This is a genomic window from Psychrobacter sp. KH172YL61 (genome assembly GCF_007182895.1).
Lineage (GTDB): Bacteria > Pseudomonadota > Gammaproteobacteria > Pseudomonadales > Moraxellaceae > Psychrobacter > Psychrobacter pacificensis.
In genome coordinates this window covers 1,901,222-1,919,303 of the sequence record NZ_AP019516.1, presented here as the reverse complement: position 1 = coordinate 1,919,303, position 18,082 = coordinate 1,901,222, and the positions used below count along the sequence as shown (strand labels likewise).

The window sequence follows — 18,082 nt, the reverse complement described above, 5'->3', positions numbered from 1 at the left end:
GTACGTTCGTAATAGCAGGTAAGTAGAAGAGATTCATATGCGCTTTAGAAAACCGACTGTTGAGCCGCTTGAAATTAATCTGACGCCCATGATTGATTGCTTATTGTTTTTAATCGTCTTTTTACTACTGGCTACTTCTTTTAATCATTTTAGTCGTTTAAATATTATCCTTCCTGAAGCAGAAGGTGTGGCGCAGACAGAGCAAAAAAATAGTATAGAAGTAGCTGTACAAGAAGATGGCAGTTATTTGGTGAATGGTATTACGCTTGCTAGTAGTAACGAGGCTGAACTGACCAGCATGTTGCAGCAAGAAGCAGGAAGCAATCGCGATATGCTATTTGTCATCGCAGCGGATGCCAACGCTACCCATCAATCTGTCGTACGGGTGATGGATGTTGCTGGTAAACTCGGATTTTTGAACTTAAATATCAGCACCGTTGTCCCACTTGGTCAAACTTTGCCGCAATAATATTTGCCGCATCATTACTATAAACTGTGTATCAAGCACAGCCCATTCATGTCATGACACCTACATTGAGGCTTTTATGAGCCAAGCTTATACACCTGACTCTACAAAACCTTCTGCTAAAAAACCTTCAGCAGCCCCGTCTAATCCGCCAAAAAGTAAAACTTTACTGCGTCTATTAAAATATCTAAAACCGTATTGGTGGGCTTTGCTACTGACTGTTTTGGGCTTTGCTATCAACGCAGGAACTGAGATTTGGATTGCCAAGCTGTTGCAATACATTACTGATGCCATTAACCAAAGTGATCGAAGCAAACAGGCATTATTTCCATTACTCATCATTGCGCTATTTTTCGTACGCGGTTTGGGCAGTTTTTGGGTAACTATTACTCGGCTTTGGTCTCACGTAATTTGGTTTATGAGCTGCGGGTCGAGGTTTTTAATAAACTACTGCGCTTGCCAAGTTCATTCTATTTGGCCAATCCTGCTGGTACGATCTCATCCAAGTTGATATTTGATGTTGAGCAAGTCACTGCTGCCAGTACAGACTCAATGAAGACCTTGCTGCGTGATGGTTTGACGGTTGTGGCATTGATAGGGTTTTTGCTTTATAGCAACTGGCGCTTGACTCTAATCCTATTTGTCGTATTGCCACCAATACTATGGCTCATTCGCATTGCCTCCAAGCGTTATCTTAAGCTCTCTAAAGGTATCCAAAAAACGATGGGTAGTGTCAGTCATATTACCAATGAGGTCATCAGTGGCTATCAGGTGGTAAAGAATTATGGCGGACAAGCATATGAAGCCGAGCGCTTTGATAAGACTTCAAAAAAGAACTTACGTCAAGGCATGAAGGTGGTCGTCACCAATAGCATCAATACCCCAGCAGTACAGCTGCTGATGGCGATAGCGATGTCGGTGGTGGTATGGCTTGCATTGAGACCTTCAGTTATTAGCGGTATTTCAGCAGGAGAGTTTATCTCTTATATTGCGGCAGCTGGTCTGCTCAGTAAGCCCGTCCGTTCATTGACTGATGTCAATCAAAAACTGCAAAAAGGCATTGCTGCTGGTGAGTCGATTTTTGCATTACTTGATGAGCCAGAAGAGGAAGACACAGGCACTATCAGCAAGGCGTTATCTGGTCAGATGTCTTTGGATAATATCAGTTTGGTATATCCAGATTCGACAGTTGCTCTACGTGATTTTACGTTAAATATAAAAAGCAGGCGAGACGGTTGCATTGGTAGGGACGAAGCGGAGCAGGCAAGTCCTCCTTGGTTAATCTCTTAACGCGTACTTTAGAAACCTCTTCAGGACAAATTACCTTAGATGGTGTGCCGATAGACCAGATTAAGCTAGAGAGCTTGCGCGCACAAATTGCGATGGTGAATCAGCAGGTTGTACTATTTAATACCACAGTATTTAATAACATTGCTTATGGGGGATTGGCCAACAAGAGCCAAGCTGAGGTCGAGGAGGCTGCAAAAGCGGCTTTCGCGCATGACTTTATCATGAAAATGCCAAACGGCTATCAAAGCGAGATTGGGGCCGAAGGGCTCCAGCTGTCTGGCGGCCAGCGTCAACGACTATCTATTGCTCGCGCGTTGTTAAAAGATGCGCCGATTCTGATTTTGGATGAAGCCACCAGTGCGCTTGATAATGAGTCAGAGTATTATATTCAGCAAGCGCTCGATAACGTCATGAAAAACCGTACGACGCTAGTGATTGCGCACCGCTTAACGACTATTGAATCTGCGGATCGTATTGCTGTGATGGATGGTGGTCAGATAGTTGAGCTTGGTACCCATAATGAGCTGATGCAGCTGCAAGGCCATTATGCGCAAATGTATGCTCGAGACTTTGAGTAGAATAGATTTATTTGATAAAGCGTCAACGCCTAAGCAGCGAATCGATAGGATACATGGCAATTATTTATGAGTATTGAGACGATAATTACTAATGCATGGCAACGTAAGGCCGCTTGGTTATGGCTGTTGCTACCTATTAGCTGGCTTTATGGACTGATCACCTTGCTTCGTCGTCACGCTTATAAAGTTGGGCTGCTATCAAGTTATCGCGCACCTATACCCGTCATGGTCATTGGTAATATCAGTGTGGGTGGTAGCGGCAAAACACCGTTAATTATCGCCTTGGTCAATCACTTGCAAAAACGAGGCATAAAAGTCGGCGTCATCAGCCGCGGTTATGGTGGCGATACGAGCCAAATGCCAGCATTGGTCAATGCCACCAGTTTGCCTAACGTAGTAGGCGACGAGCCATGTTTGATTGTTCATATGACAGGCGTTGCCATGGCAGTATGCCCGAATCGTCAGCAAGCAATTACTACCTTGTTGGATGCTGAACCTGATTTGCAATTGATTATCGCTGACGATGGTTTGCAACATTATGCGCTCAAGCGGGATATAGAGTGGATTGTGGTAGATGCCGCGCGAGGGTTTGGTAATGAGCAATTATTACCAACCGGATTTTTGCGTGAGCCAATGTCACGACTAGAAGGTGCTCATGTGATTTATCATGACAAGCCAAAAACAGACTTGTCGCATTATCATGAAAGCAGTAAAAATTCACACCCTCCTGAGCGCTTGAGCATGCATTTGCAAGCTGATGAATTGCAACATCTATGGAGTCCTCAATCACCTATTAAGCAAATAGATAATGTCGTTCCTGCCAGCAATAGTAGAGTACACGCAGTCAGTGGTATCGGCTACCCACAGCGTTTTTTTTGATACGTTGGAGTCTCTTGGTTTTGACGTGATAGGGCATCCTTATCCCTGATCACTATGACTTTAGTTTGGCTGAGCTTTTACAATACAGCGATTATCCCTATCGTCGTTACCAGTAAAGATGCGGTAAAAATAAAAGCATTGCTGTCAGACTATACGGCGGAGCAAGCATCAAGTGATGAGTATGCACAGCTCGTTAGCAGGTTGTGGGTTTTGCCTGTGACGGCCGTATTATCCGATAACTGTTATGATAATCTAAACCAGCAATTAAAAGCTTTGGGTATTGAGGCTGACTCTGATGTTGGTACAAAAACGCCATCATAGATAATAGTCAATACGTCAAACTGACACAATTTTTAGGAATAAACCATGTCGCTTGTCACCACACCTGCCAAAACCCATATTGTGATTCCTGCACGCTTTAAGAGCACACGGTTACCCGGTAAGCCATTATTGAGCATTCATGGCAAAGCGATGATACTTTGGGTGGCTGAAAAGGCAAAAACAGCAACCTTTGCTGACGATATGTGTATTGCGACTGATGATGAGCAAATTGCAAAGGTCTGTATCGATGCCGGTTTTGATGTCGTGATGACAAGTAGCGAGCATGCTTCAGGCACTGACCGCTTGGCGGAAGTGGCGGCTATCAAAGGCTGGGCTGATCATGATATTGTGGTCAATATGCAGGGTGATGAGCCTCTTGTGCCGCCCTTACTGCTCGAGCAGGTACAGGCGCTTTTGGTAGCGGATGAGGCCAGCGTCATGGCGACACTCTGTGAGCCTATCGATGATTACGATACATTCCAGCGACCTTCTGTGGTAAAAGTGGTCAGCCAACATACGAATAATTTGCAGCGCGCGCTTTATTTTAGTCGAGCACCGATTCCTTGTGATCGTGATATCGTATTGGCGGATGACAATCAAAGACAGCCACCGAAGAACGCATATCGTCATTTGGGTTTATATGCTTACCGCGTTAGTCTATTACAGCAGTTTGTTGCATGGCCACAGACGCCGCTTGAGCAGCTTGAAAGCCTAGAGCAGCTACGAGTGCTAGAAAACGGTAAGCTTATCGCCATTGCAGAGGCCGCCTGTCAACTGCCGGCTGGTGTCGATACCCAAGAGGATCTAAACCGTTTAAATGCCATGCGCTTGGCTGATTTTCAAAACCCCACTAAATAATGATCTGAGCAAGCGCTCGCACATTATCCAGAGTATCATTAGCGTGCCGCATCCTAAATATCTAAAAACGTGATAGAGCTATTGTTATGAATGATCTGACAGCAAATGTAGGCGCGCAAGAGCGTTCAGATAGTATCTATTTTGCGCCCTTATTGCCGTGGCAACAGACATTGTGGTCGCAATTGACGCAGCGAGTATTGACTCAGCAGTCCTTGCCGCATGCATTGCTCGCTGCTGGTATGCAGGGGAATGGGTAAACACGCCTTTGTATGGCGGTTGGTGGCTTGGTTATTATGCCGCGAGCATGATACGAATCCACTAGGCGCATGCGGCACGTGTGAAAGTTGTCAATGGCTCAAGTCGGGTACTCACCCAAGCTTGCAAGTGCTGCCAATCGTGAGTATGCCAATCAATGCGGATAGCGACACCCTCCAAGACAAATCAAGCAGCGCAAAAGACAAAAAAGCCACTAAGAGCACCAGCAACAGCGCGATTAAAATCAAAGTGGATGACATTCGTGCCTTGCAGCCTTTTATTTATCAAGGCGGGCAAGGGATGCGCATCTGTGTGTTAGATCATGCTGAGCAAATGACCGTCGCCGCTGCCAATGCGTTACTCAAAACCTTGGAGGAGCCGCAAGCGCAAGTTCATCTATTTTTAATCAGTGACACGCCTGCTCAGCTGCTTCCGACCATCAAGAGCCGTGTACAACAGCTGGCATTACAGACTATTGAGCCCGCTGTTGCTATCGATTATGTGACAAAAGCGCTCGGTCATACCATCAATCGTGAAGCCGTCAGTAAGATGGCGATTGAGCAGTTGATACAATTAGCAAACGGCGCACCTCTCGCTGCGGTAGCATTGGCACAGGCACCGTGGTACAGCAAACGTGCACTGTGGCTGACCACATGGCAGGCACTGCGAAGTGGTAAACGTAGTAGCGTAGCGGCAAGTGATTATTGGCAAAAACAGCTGAGTATTAAAGAGTTTATTCAACTGTCTGAACGGATGCTCCTAGACATAAAGCGCATCTGCCTAGGACTGAATGAATTACAAACAGATATCAACCTATCAGAAGCATTAGCCTCTTATCAACCCGATGCTCTCAATCTAGAAGTATTCGGCGATAGTTTGCAGCAAACCAAAGTTGCACTGCAACAAAATGTGCAAGAAAAATTTGCCTATGATAAGCTAATGCAAGAATTGGCCTGCTTGTAGGAGTGGTGACATAGCCTTTGTGAGCTATTGAAACTTATTGATATAAATTGCTTTTGTTTATATCTCACAATCATTTATAAAAATATATTTGACCCAATTGATAAAGGAAGCTGATTATGGCAATGCCAGGACGCGGCGGGATTTTAACCTGCCATATTGAGACTATCGAAACGTTGTATGCCAGCTATCTGTCTTTTTGTGAACAATGGCGCTTTGTTTGTGCCCTCTGATCAGCCGCAGCAATTGGGTAATGAAGTTTTTATTGCTGTTACACTGCCCAACTCTAGTGAGCGTTTGCCAATGAATGGTAAGGTTGTTTGGATCAACTCCAAAACGCAGAGCGGTCGACCAGCAGGCTTTGCTGTGCAAATTGGTAGTGATATCGCAGGACAACGAATCAAGAACGAAGTTGAGCGTTTATTGGCTGGTAAAATAGATAGCCTGCAATCCACTTATACCATGTAGCCCATACCACTTAACCCAAAAACCTAGGCGTCTTTATCGATGGTCATCATGGCTATATTGTATGATTAATAAAAAAGCCTTATAACTGTATAAGGCTTTTTTTAGGATATATATCCATGAGTGCTAGTAGCGCGACGGTACGTACATATCATCAGGAATAGGCTCGCGGTAGTATTCGTCATCACGTTTGCGACTGGGCAATTCAACTTCCTCACGAGGTATCTCTTTATAAGGAATCTGGTCGAGCAGATGTGCAATACAGTTGAGCCTAGCGCGCTTCTTATTGTTGCCTTCAACCACCCACCATGGGGCCTCAGGGATATGAGTGCGCTCAAACATGGTCTCTTTGCTTTGGTATAATCCTCCCAGCGCCTACGGGATTGTAAGTCCATCGGCGAGAGTTTCCACTGTTTTAGCGGATCGTATATTCGGCTCATAAAGCGTGCATGCTGCTCATCGTCAGTAATAGAAAACCAGTATTTCACCAAGCGAATGCCTGATCGCACAAGCATGCGTTCAAACTCTGGCACTGACTGGAAAAATTCCTCATATTGCTCATCAGTACAAAAGCCCATGACGCGCTCGACACCGCCGCGATTGTACCAACTACGATCAAACAAAACGATCTCACCTGCGGCTGGTAGATGCGCGACATAGCGCTGAAAATACCACTGGGTTTGCTCGCGTTCAGTAGGGAGCAGGTAAGGCGGCAACACGGCACACGCGTGGATTTAGCCGCTGAGTGATACGTTTAATGGCCCCACCTTTGCCAGCAGAGTCTCGCCCTTCAAAGATAACGACGATACGCTCACCATTTGCGACCACCCAGTCTTGCAGCTTAATAAGTTCTCGCTGCAATCGTACCAACTCATGGAAATAGGTACGCCGATCCAGTTTTTCTTGCTCACTCATCTCACGACCATTGAAGCGAAAGTCACGTGCATAGTCATCTATTTCGTTTTCTAGCTCTTCATCGTAGGTATCGATAAGGTCTTGATGCATTTTTCGACGTAGCTCATCATCAAGAATGTCTTTTTCGATGCGCTCAGCCAAGATGGCTTGTTCTCGGTTGTATTGATCTAATTGCTCCTGGGTGGTGAGTGATTGAAAGTCAGTGGTTGTAACGGGTTTTGTCATTACCAATTTATCAGAGCCAAAAATGATTTGTCTCATTTTTCTTAATAGAAACTTTTTTTAAGTAGAAATTCTGTCTTACCCATAAATATTACCTTTGTTTGGCGTGTCAGCTTTTTTAAGAGGCTACTATCTAGGTCGGTTCTATCATAGCAAAGTACAGACAATAAAAAATGCCCTTTAACTATTTAAAGGGCATTTTTATGAGAATAGATGAGCTGATAAAATGATGAATCAAGTACTCATTTTCATTCGTTACTTACCGAACTTATTTTTCTAAGATGCAAGTCACGCCTTGACCACCGGCTGCGCAGATAGAGATTAGCGCACGGCCTGAGCCTTTTGGTCAAGTAGTTTTGCGGCGGTGGCTAGGATACGACCACCGGTCGCGGCAAATGGATGGCCTGCTGCTAGCGATGAGCCATTCACGTTTAGCTTGCTGCGATCGATCGAGCCTAGTGGCGCATCAAGACCTAGGCGCTCTTCACAGAATGTCTCATCTTCCCAAGCGGCGAGTGTCGATAGCACTTGTGAGGCAAACGCTTCATGAATCTCATAGAAATCAAAGTCTTGTAGCGTGAGGCCAGCGCGCTCAAGCATACGCGGTACCGCATAAGCGGGTGCCATGAGTAAGCCTTCGGTAGTACCAGATTTACCGATAAAGTCTACCGCTGCTGTCTCTTGGTGCACGATATAAGCCAGTGGTTTTAGACCATGCTCTTTTGCCCATTCATCAGTACCCAATAGGACACAAGATGCGCCATCAGTCAGTGGCGTTGAGTTAGCAGCAGTCATCGTTGGATTGGCGTTCTTTTGCCAAATACTGGCTTTAGCTTACCCAGTTTCTCTAGCGTGGTGTCTGGACGTAAGTTGTTATCACGAGTCAGACCTTTGTATGGGGTGATCAAGTCATCAAAGAAACCTTCGTCATAAGCGCGTGCTAGGTTTTTGTGACTGTTAAAGGCAAGCTCGTCTTGAGCTTCACGAGTGATGTTCCACTCAAGCGTGGTGATGGCTTGGTGCTCGCCCATCGATAGACCAGTGCGCGGCTCGCCATTTTGCGGTGAGTCAATCAAGTCTTTTGGATTTAGACCCATCAATGCCTTTAGGCGTTGCTTGTTGTCTTTGGCGGCACCAAGCTTGATCAGTACTTTACGCAGACCATCACCAATAGCGATAGGCGCATCTGAAGTAGTATCTACGCCGCCTGTAATGGCTGAATCGATAATACCCAGTGCGATTTTGTTCGCAGAAGCAAAGGTCGCTTGTAGGCCAGTTCCGCACGCTTGTGAGATATCATAGGCTGGTGTGTGGGTTCAGCGCTGTGTTCAATGTTGCTTCGCGAGTCAGGTTGATATCGCGGCTTAGCTTCATAACGGCACCAGCGACCACTTCGCCGATGACTTCGTCTTGTAAGTTGTAGCGCTCAACCAAGCCGTCTAGAGCCGCAGTCAACATATCTGTATTGCTGACGTCAGCGTATGAGCCATTTGAGCGAGCAAATGGAATACGGTTACCACCTAAGATTGCCACACGATTCTGGTTTGTAGCAGGTTTGGTTGTACTCGCTTTTTTAGTTGTAGTCGCTGGTTTTTTAGCTGCTGTGGTTTCTACTTTTCATCATCTGGTTGTTTGCTAGTGGTATTTTTAGTCTCTGAGTCGTTGGTATCAGTTCCTTTAGCGTCAGATTTTTTAGTAGCTGGCGCTTCTTTTTTTGTGTTGTCAGCTTGTGTGCTATCAGCCTTGGTATCGTTGGCCTTAGTATCAGCTTTAACGTCAGCAGTTTTAGCAGGTTCATTGTTTTCAGCAATTTCTTGTGGTTTTGCATCGCTGGCTTTAACAACAGTGCTTTCGACAACTGGACTATCAGGGTGGTTATTTTTATTACTCATAATATTATCCTTAAAAAGTATGGGCAGAAAATTTGAAGGGTAAAAATAAAAAAAGTGGCAAAGTCATGTTAAGCAAAAATCAAATATTATCATTTATCGCCTAGTGTCGCTGTGTATGATAAGTCGTTTTGTGCTCGTTTAATGTATGTCTTTAGCAAACGATGTGTCGCTTGTATAAGTTCAATGACAGCTTTAAGCGTACTGGTTAAGGCGCTGATAGACTGACGAGTACCAACGAATATCAGATAGTAGCATTGCATAATGATATGTTTGATAATATATTGTTATCAATAATTATGTTTGCCATAACTTATACGTCAGATTTTAACATGTTATGATGGTCAGTAAGTGGGTAAAAAGTCGTCAGCTTGTATACTGACTTGTTTACAGATTGTTGTAGACATTGTCTGTTTTTGGACATGTTTTTAATGGCAGTGTATAGTTTGGCCAGTTTTAAAATGATTTACCAAATATCAATAATTACAATGTTGATGAGTCTATATAATAGGCGTATTACATTTAGTGTTTATTATTATTTCAACCATTCATTATTTATAGGGAATATATTATGTCAGACCGTTATGGTGATTTTGTTCAATCTTCTATTGGTAAAAAAGTCGCAAAGAACTTAGGTTTGCCAATGCCAGCGACGCTTGATCGTTTTGAAAGCGGTGAGCGTTTGGTTCGTGGCAGTGTACTAGTTGGCCGTGCTAATGGTGAGGACAAAAGCATTAGTGAATCTGTTGCACGTATTTTGTTAGATGTGCATGCTGATGTATATGTAAACAGCAGTGATGATGTTAAAGACGCCCTTGCTGATGCAGGCGTTGAAGCAAAAGCCAATACAGGTGGTGACGATCAGTTCAAAGTATTGCTTTTTGATGCAAGTAATATCAGCAATGCAGATCAGCTAAAAGAAGTGTACGAGTTTTTTCATAGCGTTGCGCGCCGCGTTGAAAAATCAGGCCGTGTGATCGTTATTGGTCGTACGCCAGAGGACATCACTGATATCGAAACTGCCATGGCACAACGGGCACTTGAGGGCTTTGTAAAATCAGTAGGCAAAGAGTTCAAGCGCGGCATTACAGCTCAGCTTATCTATGTAGAAACAGGCGCTGAGCAAAACCTAGACTCGACCTTACGCTTTTTCACTTCAGCACGTTCAGCTTATGTCTCAGGACAAGTGGTACGCGTGAGCAAGGGCGACTCAGTTGATGTCGATTGGAATCAGCCTCTAGGCGGTAAAACGATGCTAGTGACGGGCGCAAGTCGCGGTATTGGCGAAGCAATTGCTCGCGTCTTGGCTCGCGAGGGCGCGCATGTAATCTGTCTTGATGTACCGCAGCAGCAAGCTGACCTACAAAAAGTTGCTAGCGAAATCAGTGGCTCTGTATTGACAGTAGACATCACTAGCGATGACGCTGGTGCAGAAATCGCAGATGCGGCGCAAAAGCGTGGTGGTCTGGATTCAGTCATTCATAATGCTGGCGTGACACGTGATAAAGACATTGGCCAGAATGGATGAGAAAAAGTGGGATATGGTCATCGATATTAACTTGGGCAGCATTGCTAAGCTGAATCGCTACTTGCTTGATAATGACGTGCTAAAAGAAAACGCCCGTATCGTCTGTGTGTCATCTATTTCAGGTATCGCTGGCAACATGGGTCAGACCAATTATGCCACTTCTAAAGCGGGTGTTATTGGCTTGGTTAATGCGACTGCTAAGCAGTTAGAAGACAACGCAAAAGGCATGACCATCAATGCAGTAGCACCAGGGTTTATCGAAACACAAATGACGGAAGCGATTCCGTTTGCTATTCGCGAAGCGGGTCGTCGTATGAATTCAATGAGCCAAGGCGGTTTACCAGTTGACGTGGCTGAGACCATCGCATGGTTGGCTTCACCTGCTTCGGGTGGCCTAAATGGCAACACAGTTCGTGTTTGTGGTCAAAGCTTACTTGGCGCATAATACTGATTTGTTGGTGAGACTGTGTGGCAAATGAGGAGAAAGTAGCGTGATGGTATTATCCCTTGTTTTTGATTTGCCTCACATATGCTTACGAAATATTTGCTGATAATTTGTAATAAAGCTGCCCACGGGTGGCTTTTTTATGATAAAAACACAAGAGCCATCAGCCAAACTATTTTTGCTATTAAAGATACTTGCAAAATTGATTGAATATAGTACTCATTGATAATAGGTATCAGTCAATGACTGCTTAATGTCTTTAGATACGTTAAAAATCTTGTTCAAGCCACATTTAGGATTTACTTATGCCAGACACCCATTATGACGCGTTGCCAAAAGCGCACACTACCTATGCCAATATTGTCAAAAGCTTACTACCGATTGGTAACAGCGGCAAAGTCAGTAAAGATCAATTGCCACAGGCCACCTATTACGTCGATGATTTGCATATCGATCATGATAATCTAAACGACTATCGTAAAATTTGTGGCTTTGCTGATAATAGTAAAGTTCCAGCGACGTACTTTTCAGTACTATCACAGACTCTACAGATGAATATGATGGTCAAAGAGCCGTTTCCGTTTGCGATGTTGGGTCTGGTACACGTAGACAATAGCGTCACGCAGCATCGTCCCTATCGGTGAGCGCGAAACGGTGTCCATGTCGGTCACTTTTGATAACTTGCGTGACCATGCTCAAGGTCAGCAATTTGACTTTGTCACCACGGTCAAAGCAGAGGACAAAGTGATCTGGGAAGGAACGTCAACTTACCTATCACGCAGCAAAAAAACGGCCAGCAGCAAAGATAAAAAAAGCACACCGCGTCCAGTTGCTGTGAAGCCAGAAGTAGGTAAAAAAGACGTACACAGTATTTTTGAAGTGCCAGAAGATATCGGTCGCCGTTATGCTTTTGTTTCAGGTGACTTTAACCTGATTCATTTGCACCCACTATCAGCGCGCGCGTTTGGCTTCCCTAAAGCGATTGCACACGGCATGTGGTCAAAAGCTAAGTGTCTTGCTCTAATGGATGAGCTGCCTGATGCTTATACCGTTGATGTTTCTTTCAAGTTACCGATCTTTTTGCCAGCAGAAGTGGAGCTTATTGCGCAGCCAATCGCTCAGCTTGAAAGTGTCGGCGATACCTGTGATTTTGGCTTATATAGCTCCAAAAACAGTAAGCCACATTTGGCGGGTGTCGTGACGTTAAATAGCAAGTAGCAAGCATTGTACGACGTATTCAAACCGATATCTTAATAGCCATATTTAACCAACACGTTTATCATTATGACTGCACAAAACATGAATTCACAAAATAGCGCGACAAGTACGGATCAAGCTGACAGATCAATGACTATTGATACAGTAGCTGCTAATGACAACGCTGTCACTAATATCTCAATTAATGACCATAGCGATTCTGACAATGGTGTTGATTTGTCCGCTGTCTTTGAGCCTTATTTTCGTCCGGATGCCAATACTATTGTGTGCGGCGCGTTAAATGAGGGAAAAAGTCGCCGCTCTAGCAAAAGCTGGCGTTGAGTTGGTGATTAATTTGCAGTCAGAGGATGAGTTGAGTTTTAATGAATCAGCGGCCGTTGAGCGTGCAGGAATGAGCTATGAGCACCTGCCTATTAATGGCGCTGAAGAGCTAAAGCAGCTTAAGATATTGGCTTTTGATAATATATTGCGTCAGTATCATGGTAAAAAGATGGCCATACACTGTGGTTCAGGCAACAGGGTAGGGCTGCCATTGCACTACGCGCAGGCTGGTTGCGTGGTCGCAAGATGGATACGGCTATGGAGCGTGGACGTAGTCACGGCTTGACCAAGCTTGAACAAGAAGTCCATAATCGCTTGCTAGTACCGCGCTAAATTATCATAATAATTGAAGCATAAAAAGGCGACCGATAGGTGGCCTTTTTTATTGGTTATCAATGCATTTATACTGATCTCCAATATCTCTATAACGCATGTACCCAACTGATTTTAATACGAGGTCAGTTCACAATACTGGAGCAAGGTAGCAATGATGGACGACAACAAGCAAAATAATGATAAAAATATCGATACATCTATGAGCATAGATTTACAACGCCGCTTACAGCAGTTATTTACAGACTTACAGCTAGATGACGCGCCAGCTGGTGGTGCTGTGGTTGTGTATCAGGCAGGCGAGTGTATTGCACAGGCAAGTACAGGTATGGCGCGTTTGGATGCATCATGGCAGTCTGATACGCTTGCCATCAATTTTTCTACCGGTAAAGGCATCTTAGCGACGCTACTGCATGTATTGGTTTCGCAGCAGCTGCTTGGTTATGATGTGCCTATTGCTCACTATTGGCCAGAGTTTGCCGCAACAGGTAAAGACAAAATTACCTTGCGACAGGTGATGTCACATCAGGCGGATTTGTTTTCGATCACCAGTATCGATGTCGATAGTGACACGATGCTCGATTGGCGCGTTATGCTGAATCATATTGAAGAAATGCCTATCACAGCACCTGAGGACGCCGCTGTATATGACAGCGCTTATAGCGCGTTGGTCTATGGTTGGGTACTTGGCGGTGTGATAGAAGCCGTAACGCATATGTCATTAGCCGAAGCTTTACGTCAGTATCTAACCGAGCCTTTAGGTATTGCAGACAGTTGCTATTTTGGTGTACCAGATAGCAAAGTAGATCAAGTAGCAAAGCTTGCCAAAGACTTTGAGTCATCAAATGAGGATAGCGTACAACTGCGTAACAAGCGCCAAAAACCAACCCTAAAATCCGACTCACCAAGCACCTTACATACTTATGCAAGTCTGCCTAGCTATTATTGCTGGCAACAGAAAATGCTCAATGATGAGCGTACAGCTGAAACGCAAAGTAGCCTTAACGACGATCTGGACGATAAAAATATTGATAACATACAACCTGTATTAAATACTGCGCGTATTAATAGCCTATATTTTAATACCAGTCAGCTCAATCTTAAAAACTATAAAGCAGCGCTCATTCCTGCCGGAAAACAAGCACTTGATTATCACAATCGCAAGACACTACAGGCAATCATTCCCGCTGCTAATGGCGTCGCTTCAGCGGATGCGCTAGCCACTATCTATGCTATGTTGGCCAATGGTGGGGTTTGGCAAGGGCAGACGCTAATTGATAGTGCTACGTTTAAGCAGCTCTCCGCAATACAAGTCACAGGCCTAGATGCTGTCATGCCAGCGCCTATGCAGTGGCGACTGGGCTACCACAGATTATTCAGTATATGCAGTGGTAACGACACTATCGATAATAGCATTGATCCAGCACTATCAGGGTTTGGGCACATGGGATATAACGGCTCAGTCGCTTGGTGTGATCCTACGCGTCAACTGTCATTTGCCTTTATCCATAATTTTGATACCACCATGCTCAACGATATTCGTCAGTTTGCATTGACAGAAGCGGTTCTGGGCTGGGTTGATGAAGTACGCTGATAAAGGCAATTCTATAAATGAATCCACTTTATCAATGATAATAACAGCATGAGTGGTTAATGATGCTCTTTTGGTGTCATTTTAAGTAGCCTTGTTGCGCTCAGACCATGGATGAAGATGGAGGTCAGAATCACAATCGAGCAGACAATCCATAGTTTGAGCGCATCATCCTCAGCAAAGAAATCTGTGTTGAGCGCATAAGACAGATAGTACAAAGTACCAATACCGCGTATACCTAGTGCTGAAATTGCGTATTTTTCAGTACGGGGTAAATGAAGTCCTGATAACGCGATAAATCCGCCAATTGGGCGTATGAGTAGTAGGAAAGTAAAACTGACGATATACACACGCCATGTTAGCTCAACACCAGCTTGCAAACCTTGACCCAAGAACATACCAAAAATAACCAGTACTAACGACATCAACAAACCTTCTGATTGCTCAGCAAAATCGTGTAGTTTTTGATGGTAGGAGTGCTCACATTCTGAACGCCTAAATGCAAATGCAGCGACGAAGACAGCGATAAAACCATAGCTGTGCACATACTCTGCGACACCATATGCCACCAAAGTCAGAGCAATAACTACATATCCTTGCGATATCGTGGTCTCACGGGTGTGTTTAGAAAATACTACTTTGGCCATCGCCTTACCAACCAGCACACCAACCAATACCCCTGCGCCAATCTTCCACAAAACATCATGGGTGAACCATGACCACAGCATCTCACTGGTAAAAGCGTTTCCTTCACTAAAAGCTTCCGCAATTTTAATCGCCAAGTAAACAAAAGGAAAAGCCAATCCGTCGTTTAACCCTGCTTCTGAAGTCAACGTAAAGCGAGGTGTCTTCTCTTCCTGTATTAGGGGGGCCCACCTGAATACTAGATGCCAGAACAGGATCGGTAGGTGCTAATACCGCACCCAGCAAAATAGCAGCGCCAAGGCTCAAGCCAAAGGCATAATAGCCTAACCCTGCCATCGCAAAAATACCGATGGGCATCGTAATGAGTAAGAGCCTAACCGTCGGTCGCCACAGCTGCCAAGAGAAATCAGTATCAATTTTGATACCCGCACCAACCAATGAGACTAAAATGACAATTTCAGTCAGTTTTTCGATGATTATTCCATTATTGATAGGGTCCAAAAACGATAGAGACGTCCACCAGTAACCCATCATCAAGCCAAAACTCACTTGTAGCATAGGCAATGATATCGAGGTGCGTTTAAAGATAACAGGAAACAATGCCCCTAATAAAAAGGCGATACCGCAGATTAATAAAAATAAATTGTAGTTCTCAATCATAAGGTTTTCGCACGTTGTTATATTTTAAGGAATTGTTTTGAGAGGTTTGCTTTCGATATTGATAATGGTTGGTATAGATGTTTAATATCTAGCCTGCAATATGACTTATCATAACGATAAAAAAGAATTATTACCGAAAGAAATAGTTATCAGAACGACAGATGCGTTGTTTTTTGGTGAAAAAAAGCCTGCATGGCGCAGGCTTGATAGATTTTTATAAATAAGTTATGAAAACGAAGGGTTTAGATAGAGTTCTTAGCGCTCAACTTGGCTTACGTCGCGCACAGCGCCAGTGTCCGCACTGGTCGTCATTGCAGCATAAGCACGTAATGCCGGCGAGACATGACGATCACGACTGACGGGTTTCCATGCGTCGCGACCGCGCGCTTCCATAGCTTCTCGGCGCGCGGCCAAGTCTGCATCACTGACTTGCATGTTGATAGTACGATTTGGAATGTCGATGTGAATGCTATCACCTTCTTCAACCAGACCAATGGCACCGCCTTCAGCAGCTTCTGGGCTAGCATGACCGATTGATAGACCGGATGTGCCACCAGAAAAACGACCATCAGTGAGTAGGGCGCATTCTTTACCCAAACCTTTTGACTTCAGATACGTCGTTGGATAGAGCATCTCTTGCATACCAGGGCCACCTTTAGGGCCCTCATAGCGGATGATGACCACATCGCCTGCAACGATTTTGTCGTCTAAAACTGCCGCGACAGCCGCATCTTGTGATTCAAAAATACGTGCGCGACCGGTAAAGGTTAAGATACTCTCATCGACACCAGCGGTTTTGACCACGCAGCCACGCTCGGCAATATTGCCATATAATACAGCCAATCCACCATCTGCAGAGTAGGCGTGTTCGGCACTACGGATACAACCTGACTCACGGTTGACGTCAAGGTTTGACCATTCTTTTGATTGTGAAAACGCCTCGGTGGTGCGAACGCCACCCGGTGCAGCAAGGAAACGCGCGCGTGCCTCATGGTTATCATGATTCATGATATCCCATTTATCAATCGCTTCTTTCATTGTCGTACTATGGATAGTCGGTACGTCAGTTTTCAACAATCCCGCACGATCAAGTTCAGCCAACAACGCAAAGACACCGCCCGCACGATGCACGTCTTCCATATGGAATTTTTGTGAGGCAGGGGCTACTTTTGCTAGACAAGGCACACCGCGGCTTAGACGGTCAATATCAGCCATTTTAAAATCAATTTCGGCTTCATTGGCCGCAGCAAGTAGATGCAAGATGGTATTGGTTGAACCCCCATGGCAATATCTAAGCTCATTGCGTTCTCAAAAGCGGCTTTGGTCGCGATTGAGCGTGGTAATACTGAATCATCATCTTGCTCGTAGCGACGTTTCGCAAGCGAGACAATAGTGCGTCCCGCTTCTAAGAACAGCTCACGGCGTAGTGAATGAGTAGCGAGTAGCGAGCCATTACCCGGTAGGGCCAAGCCTAACGCTTCGGTCAAGCAGTTCATCGAGTTGGCTGTGAACATCCCAGAGCACGAGCCGCAAGTCGGACAGGCTGAGGCTTCGATAGTGGCCACATCCTCATCACTGATGCTGTCATCAGCTGCGTCCATCATTGCATCGACGAGGTCAAGCTTACGAACGGCACTGTTATCATTACTATCGGTATTGTGGCTCTTACCGACGGTACTGGCTAGGATTTTGCCCGCTTCCATTGGGCCACCTGAAATAAATACCACAGGTATGTTGAGACGCATTGCCGCCATCAGCATACCGGGGGTGATTTTGTCACAGTTAGAAATACAAACCAGCGCATCTGCACAGTGGGCATTGACCATATACTCGACAGAATCAGCGATCAAATCACGGCTTGGTAGCGAGTACAACATACCGCTATGGCCCATCGCAATACCATCATCGACCGCAATGGTATTGAACTCTTTTGCAACGCCGCCTGCTTGCTCAATCTCACGGGCGACCAGTTGTCCAAGATCTTTTAGATGCACATGGCCGGGTACAAACTGGGTAAAAGAGTTAGCAATCGCAATGATTGGCTTGCCAAAGTCGCCGTCAGTCATGCCAGTGGCACGCCATAATGCGCGCGCGCCTGCCATATTACGACCGCCGGTAGAGGTTTTTGAGCGATAATCCATGTGATATTCCCTTACAAATAGGCGGGGTTGTTAAAATCTGCACCCTCAGTTCTGATAAGGATAGTGTGCTTTTTATAGAGGGTGAGGACTAGTGAATAATAC

The 18,082-nt window shown here is 45.0% G+C and carries 11 protein-coding genes and 7 pseudogenes; 12 read left to right on the top strand and 6 right to left on the bottom strand.

Annotated features, from left to right (window positions below; genetic code table 11):
- Nucleotides 1-37 precede the first annotated feature (37 nt).
- The 7 genes and pseudogenes from PKHYL_RS10195 (at nt 38) to PKHYL_RS10170 (ending at nt 6,075) form a co-directional block, all read left to right on the top strand.
- On the top strand, nt 38-469 hold the full coding sequence (locus PKHYL_RS10195; protein WP_058024949.1) for an ExbD/TolR family protein: 432 nt from the start codon (nt 38-40) through the stop codon (nt 467-469).
- A gap of 76 nt (nt 470-545) precedes the next feature.
- A pseudogene (gene msbA / locus PKHYL_RS10190) lies at nt 546-2,334 on the top strand (lipid A export permease/ATP-binding protein MsbA).
- A gap of 66 nt (nt 2,335-2,400) precedes the next feature.
- A pseudogene (gene lpxK, locus PKHYL_RS10185) lies at nt 2,401-3,534 on the top strand (tetraacyldisaccharide 4'-kinase).
- Between the two features lie 45 nt (nt 3,535-3,579).
- Entirely contained in the window at nt 3,580-4,392 is an 813-nt protein-coding gene (kdsB, locus tag PKHYL_RS10180) for a 3-deoxy-manno-octulosonate cytidylyltransferase (protein WP_071001357.1), read from the top strand.
- 86 nt (nt 4,393-4,478) lie between these two features.
- Complete coding sequence (locus PKHYL_RS18875; protein WP_442966072.1) at nt 4,479-4,649, top strand: hypothetical protein; 171 nt, start codon at nt 4,479-4,481, stop codon at nt 4,647-4,649.
- Nucleotides 4,642-5,610: a DNA polymerase III subunit delta' gene (locus tag PKHYL_RS10175; RefSeq protein WP_442966071.1), complete on the top strand. Its 969-nt coding sequence runs from the start codon at nt 4,642-4,644 to the stop codon at nt 5,608-5,610. Before PKHYL_RS18875 ends, PKHYL_RS10175 begins: the two co-directional genes overlap by 8 nt.
- 219 nt (nt 5,611-5,829) lie before the next feature.
- The gene (locus PKHYL_RS10170) at nt 5,830-6,075 is read left to right on the top strand and encodes a PilZ domain-containing protein (protein ID WP_240365075.1); all 246 of its coding nucleotides are present in this window, start codon (nt 5,830-5,832) and stop codon (nt 6,073-6,075) included.
- A 123-nt stretch (nt 6,076-6,198) separates the two neighbouring features.
- Here the strand turns inward: PKHYL_RS10170 and PKHYL_RS10165 are convergent.
- The 3 genes and pseudogenes from PKHYL_RS10165 to PKHYL_RS10160 form a co-directional block, all read right to left on the bottom strand.
- Nucleotides 6,199-6,791: pseudogene (locus PKHYL_RS10165) on the bottom strand (hypothetical protein).
- Nucleotides 6,763-7,248: a hypothetical protein gene (locus PKHYL_RS17615; RefSeq protein ID WP_269778153.1), complete on the bottom strand. Its 486-nt coding sequence runs from the start codon at nt 7,246-7,248 to the stop codon at nt 6,763-6,765. The pseudogene PKHYL_RS10165 and the gene PKHYL_RS17615 overlap by 29 nt, the downstream one beginning before the upstream one ends.
- Nucleotides 7,249-7,477: 229 nt before the next feature.
- Nucleotides 7,478-9,101 (bottom strand): annotated as a pseudogene (locus tag PKHYL_RS10160) (acetyl-CoA C-acetyltransferase).
- A 568-nt stretch (nt 9,102-9,669) separates the two neighbouring features.
- On the opposite strand from PKHYL_RS10160, the pseudogene PKHYL_RS10155 reads away from it, so the two are divergent.
- From PKHYL_RS10155 to PKHYL_RS10140, 5 genes and pseudogenes are all read left to right on the top strand, one after another.
- Nucleotides 9,670-11,071, top strand: a pseudogene (locus tag PKHYL_RS10155) (3-oxoacyl-ACP reductase).
- Nucleotides 11,072-11,376: 305 nt separating this feature from the next.
- Nucleotides 11,377-12,289: pseudogene (locus PKHYL_RS10150) on the top strand (MaoC family dehydratase).
- 66 nt (nt 12,290-12,355) lie between these two features.
- Nucleotides 12,356-12,610, top strand: coding sequence for a hypothetical protein (locus tag PKHYL_RS18145; protein ID WP_332835873.1), 255 nt, complete (start codon nt 12,356-12,358; stop codon nt 12,608-12,610).
- On the top strand, nt 12,570-12,896 hold the full coding sequence (locus PKHYL_RS18140; RefSeq protein WP_332835872.1) for a beta-lactamase hydrolase domain-containing protein: 327 nt from the start codon (nt 12,570-12,572) through the stop codon (nt 12,894-12,896). The genes PKHYL_RS18145 and PKHYL_RS18140 overlap by 41 nt, the downstream gene beginning before the upstream one ends.
- A gap of 201 nt (nt 12,897-13,097) precedes the next feature.
- On the top strand, nt 13,098-14,537 hold the full coding sequence (locus PKHYL_RS10140; protein ID WP_422631358.1) for a serine hydrolase domain-containing protein: 1,440 nt from the start codon (nt 13,098-13,100) through the stop codon (nt 14,535-14,537).
- Nucleotides 14,538-14,593: 56 nt separating this feature from the next.
- Here the strand turns inward: PKHYL_RS10140 and PKHYL_RS17610 are convergent, their stop codons facing one another.
- The 3 genes and pseudogenes from PKHYL_RS17610 to ilvD form a co-directional block, all read right to left on the bottom strand.
- Nucleotides 14,594-15,337 (bottom strand): cation:proton antiporter domain-containing protein, encoded by a 744-nt coding sequence (locus PKHYL_RS17610; protein ID WP_269778152.1) that lies wholly within the window; start codon nt 15,335-15,337, stop codon nt 14,594-14,596.
- Complete coding sequence (locus PKHYL_RS17605; protein ID WP_269778151.1) at nt 15,306-15,839, bottom strand: cation:proton antiporter domain-containing protein; 534 nt, start codon at nt 15,837-15,839, stop codon at nt 15,306-15,308. Before PKHYL_RS17605 ends, PKHYL_RS17610 begins: the two co-directional genes overlap by 32 nt.
- Nucleotides 15,840-16,094: 255 nt before the next feature.
- Nucleotides 16,095-17,980: pseudogene (gene ilvD, locus PKHYL_RS10130) on the bottom strand (dihydroxy-acid dehydratase).
- Nucleotides 17,981-18,082 lie beyond the last annotated feature (102 nt).

What these genes read in the sequence shown, in the direction of transcription:
- PKHYL_RS10195 (WP_058024949.1), top strand. Translation starts at nt 38, where the DNA reads ATGCGCTTTAGAAAACCGACTGTTGAGCCGCTTGAAATTAATCTGACG.
- kdsB (WP_071001357.1), top strand. Translation starts at nt 3,580, where the DNA reads ATGTCGCTTGTCACCACACCTGCCAAAACCCATATTGTGATTCCTGCA.
- PKHYL_RS18875 (WP_442966072.1), top strand. Translation starts at nt 4,479, where the DNA reads ATGAATGATCTGACAGCAAATGTAGGCGCGCAAGAGCGTTCAGATAGT.
- PKHYL_RS10175 (WP_442966071.1), top strand. Translation starts at nt 4,642, where the DNA reads ATGGGTAAACACGCCTTTGTATGGCGGTTGGTGGCTTGGTTATTATGC.
- PKHYL_RS17615 (WP_269778153.1), bottom strand. Translation starts at nt 7,248, where the DNA reads ATGAGACAAATCATTTTTGGCTCTGATAAATTGGTAATGACAAAACCC.
- PKHYL_RS18145 (WP_332835873.1), top strand. Translation starts at nt 12,356, where the DNA reads ATGACTGCACAAAACATGAATTCACAAAATAGCGCGACAAGTACGGAT.
- PKHYL_RS18140 (WP_332835872.1), top strand. Translation starts at nt 12,570, where the DNA reads ATGAGGGAAAAAGTCGCCGCTCTAGCAAAAGCTGGCGTTGAGTTGGTG.
- PKHYL_RS10140 (WP_422631358.1), top strand. Translation starts at nt 13,098, where the DNA reads ATGATGGACGACAACAAGCAAAATAATGATAAAAATATCGATACATCT.
- PKHYL_RS17605 (WP_269778151.1), bottom strand. Translation starts at nt 15,839, where the DNA reads ATGATTGAGAACTACAATTTATTTTTATTAATCTGCGGTATCGCCTTT.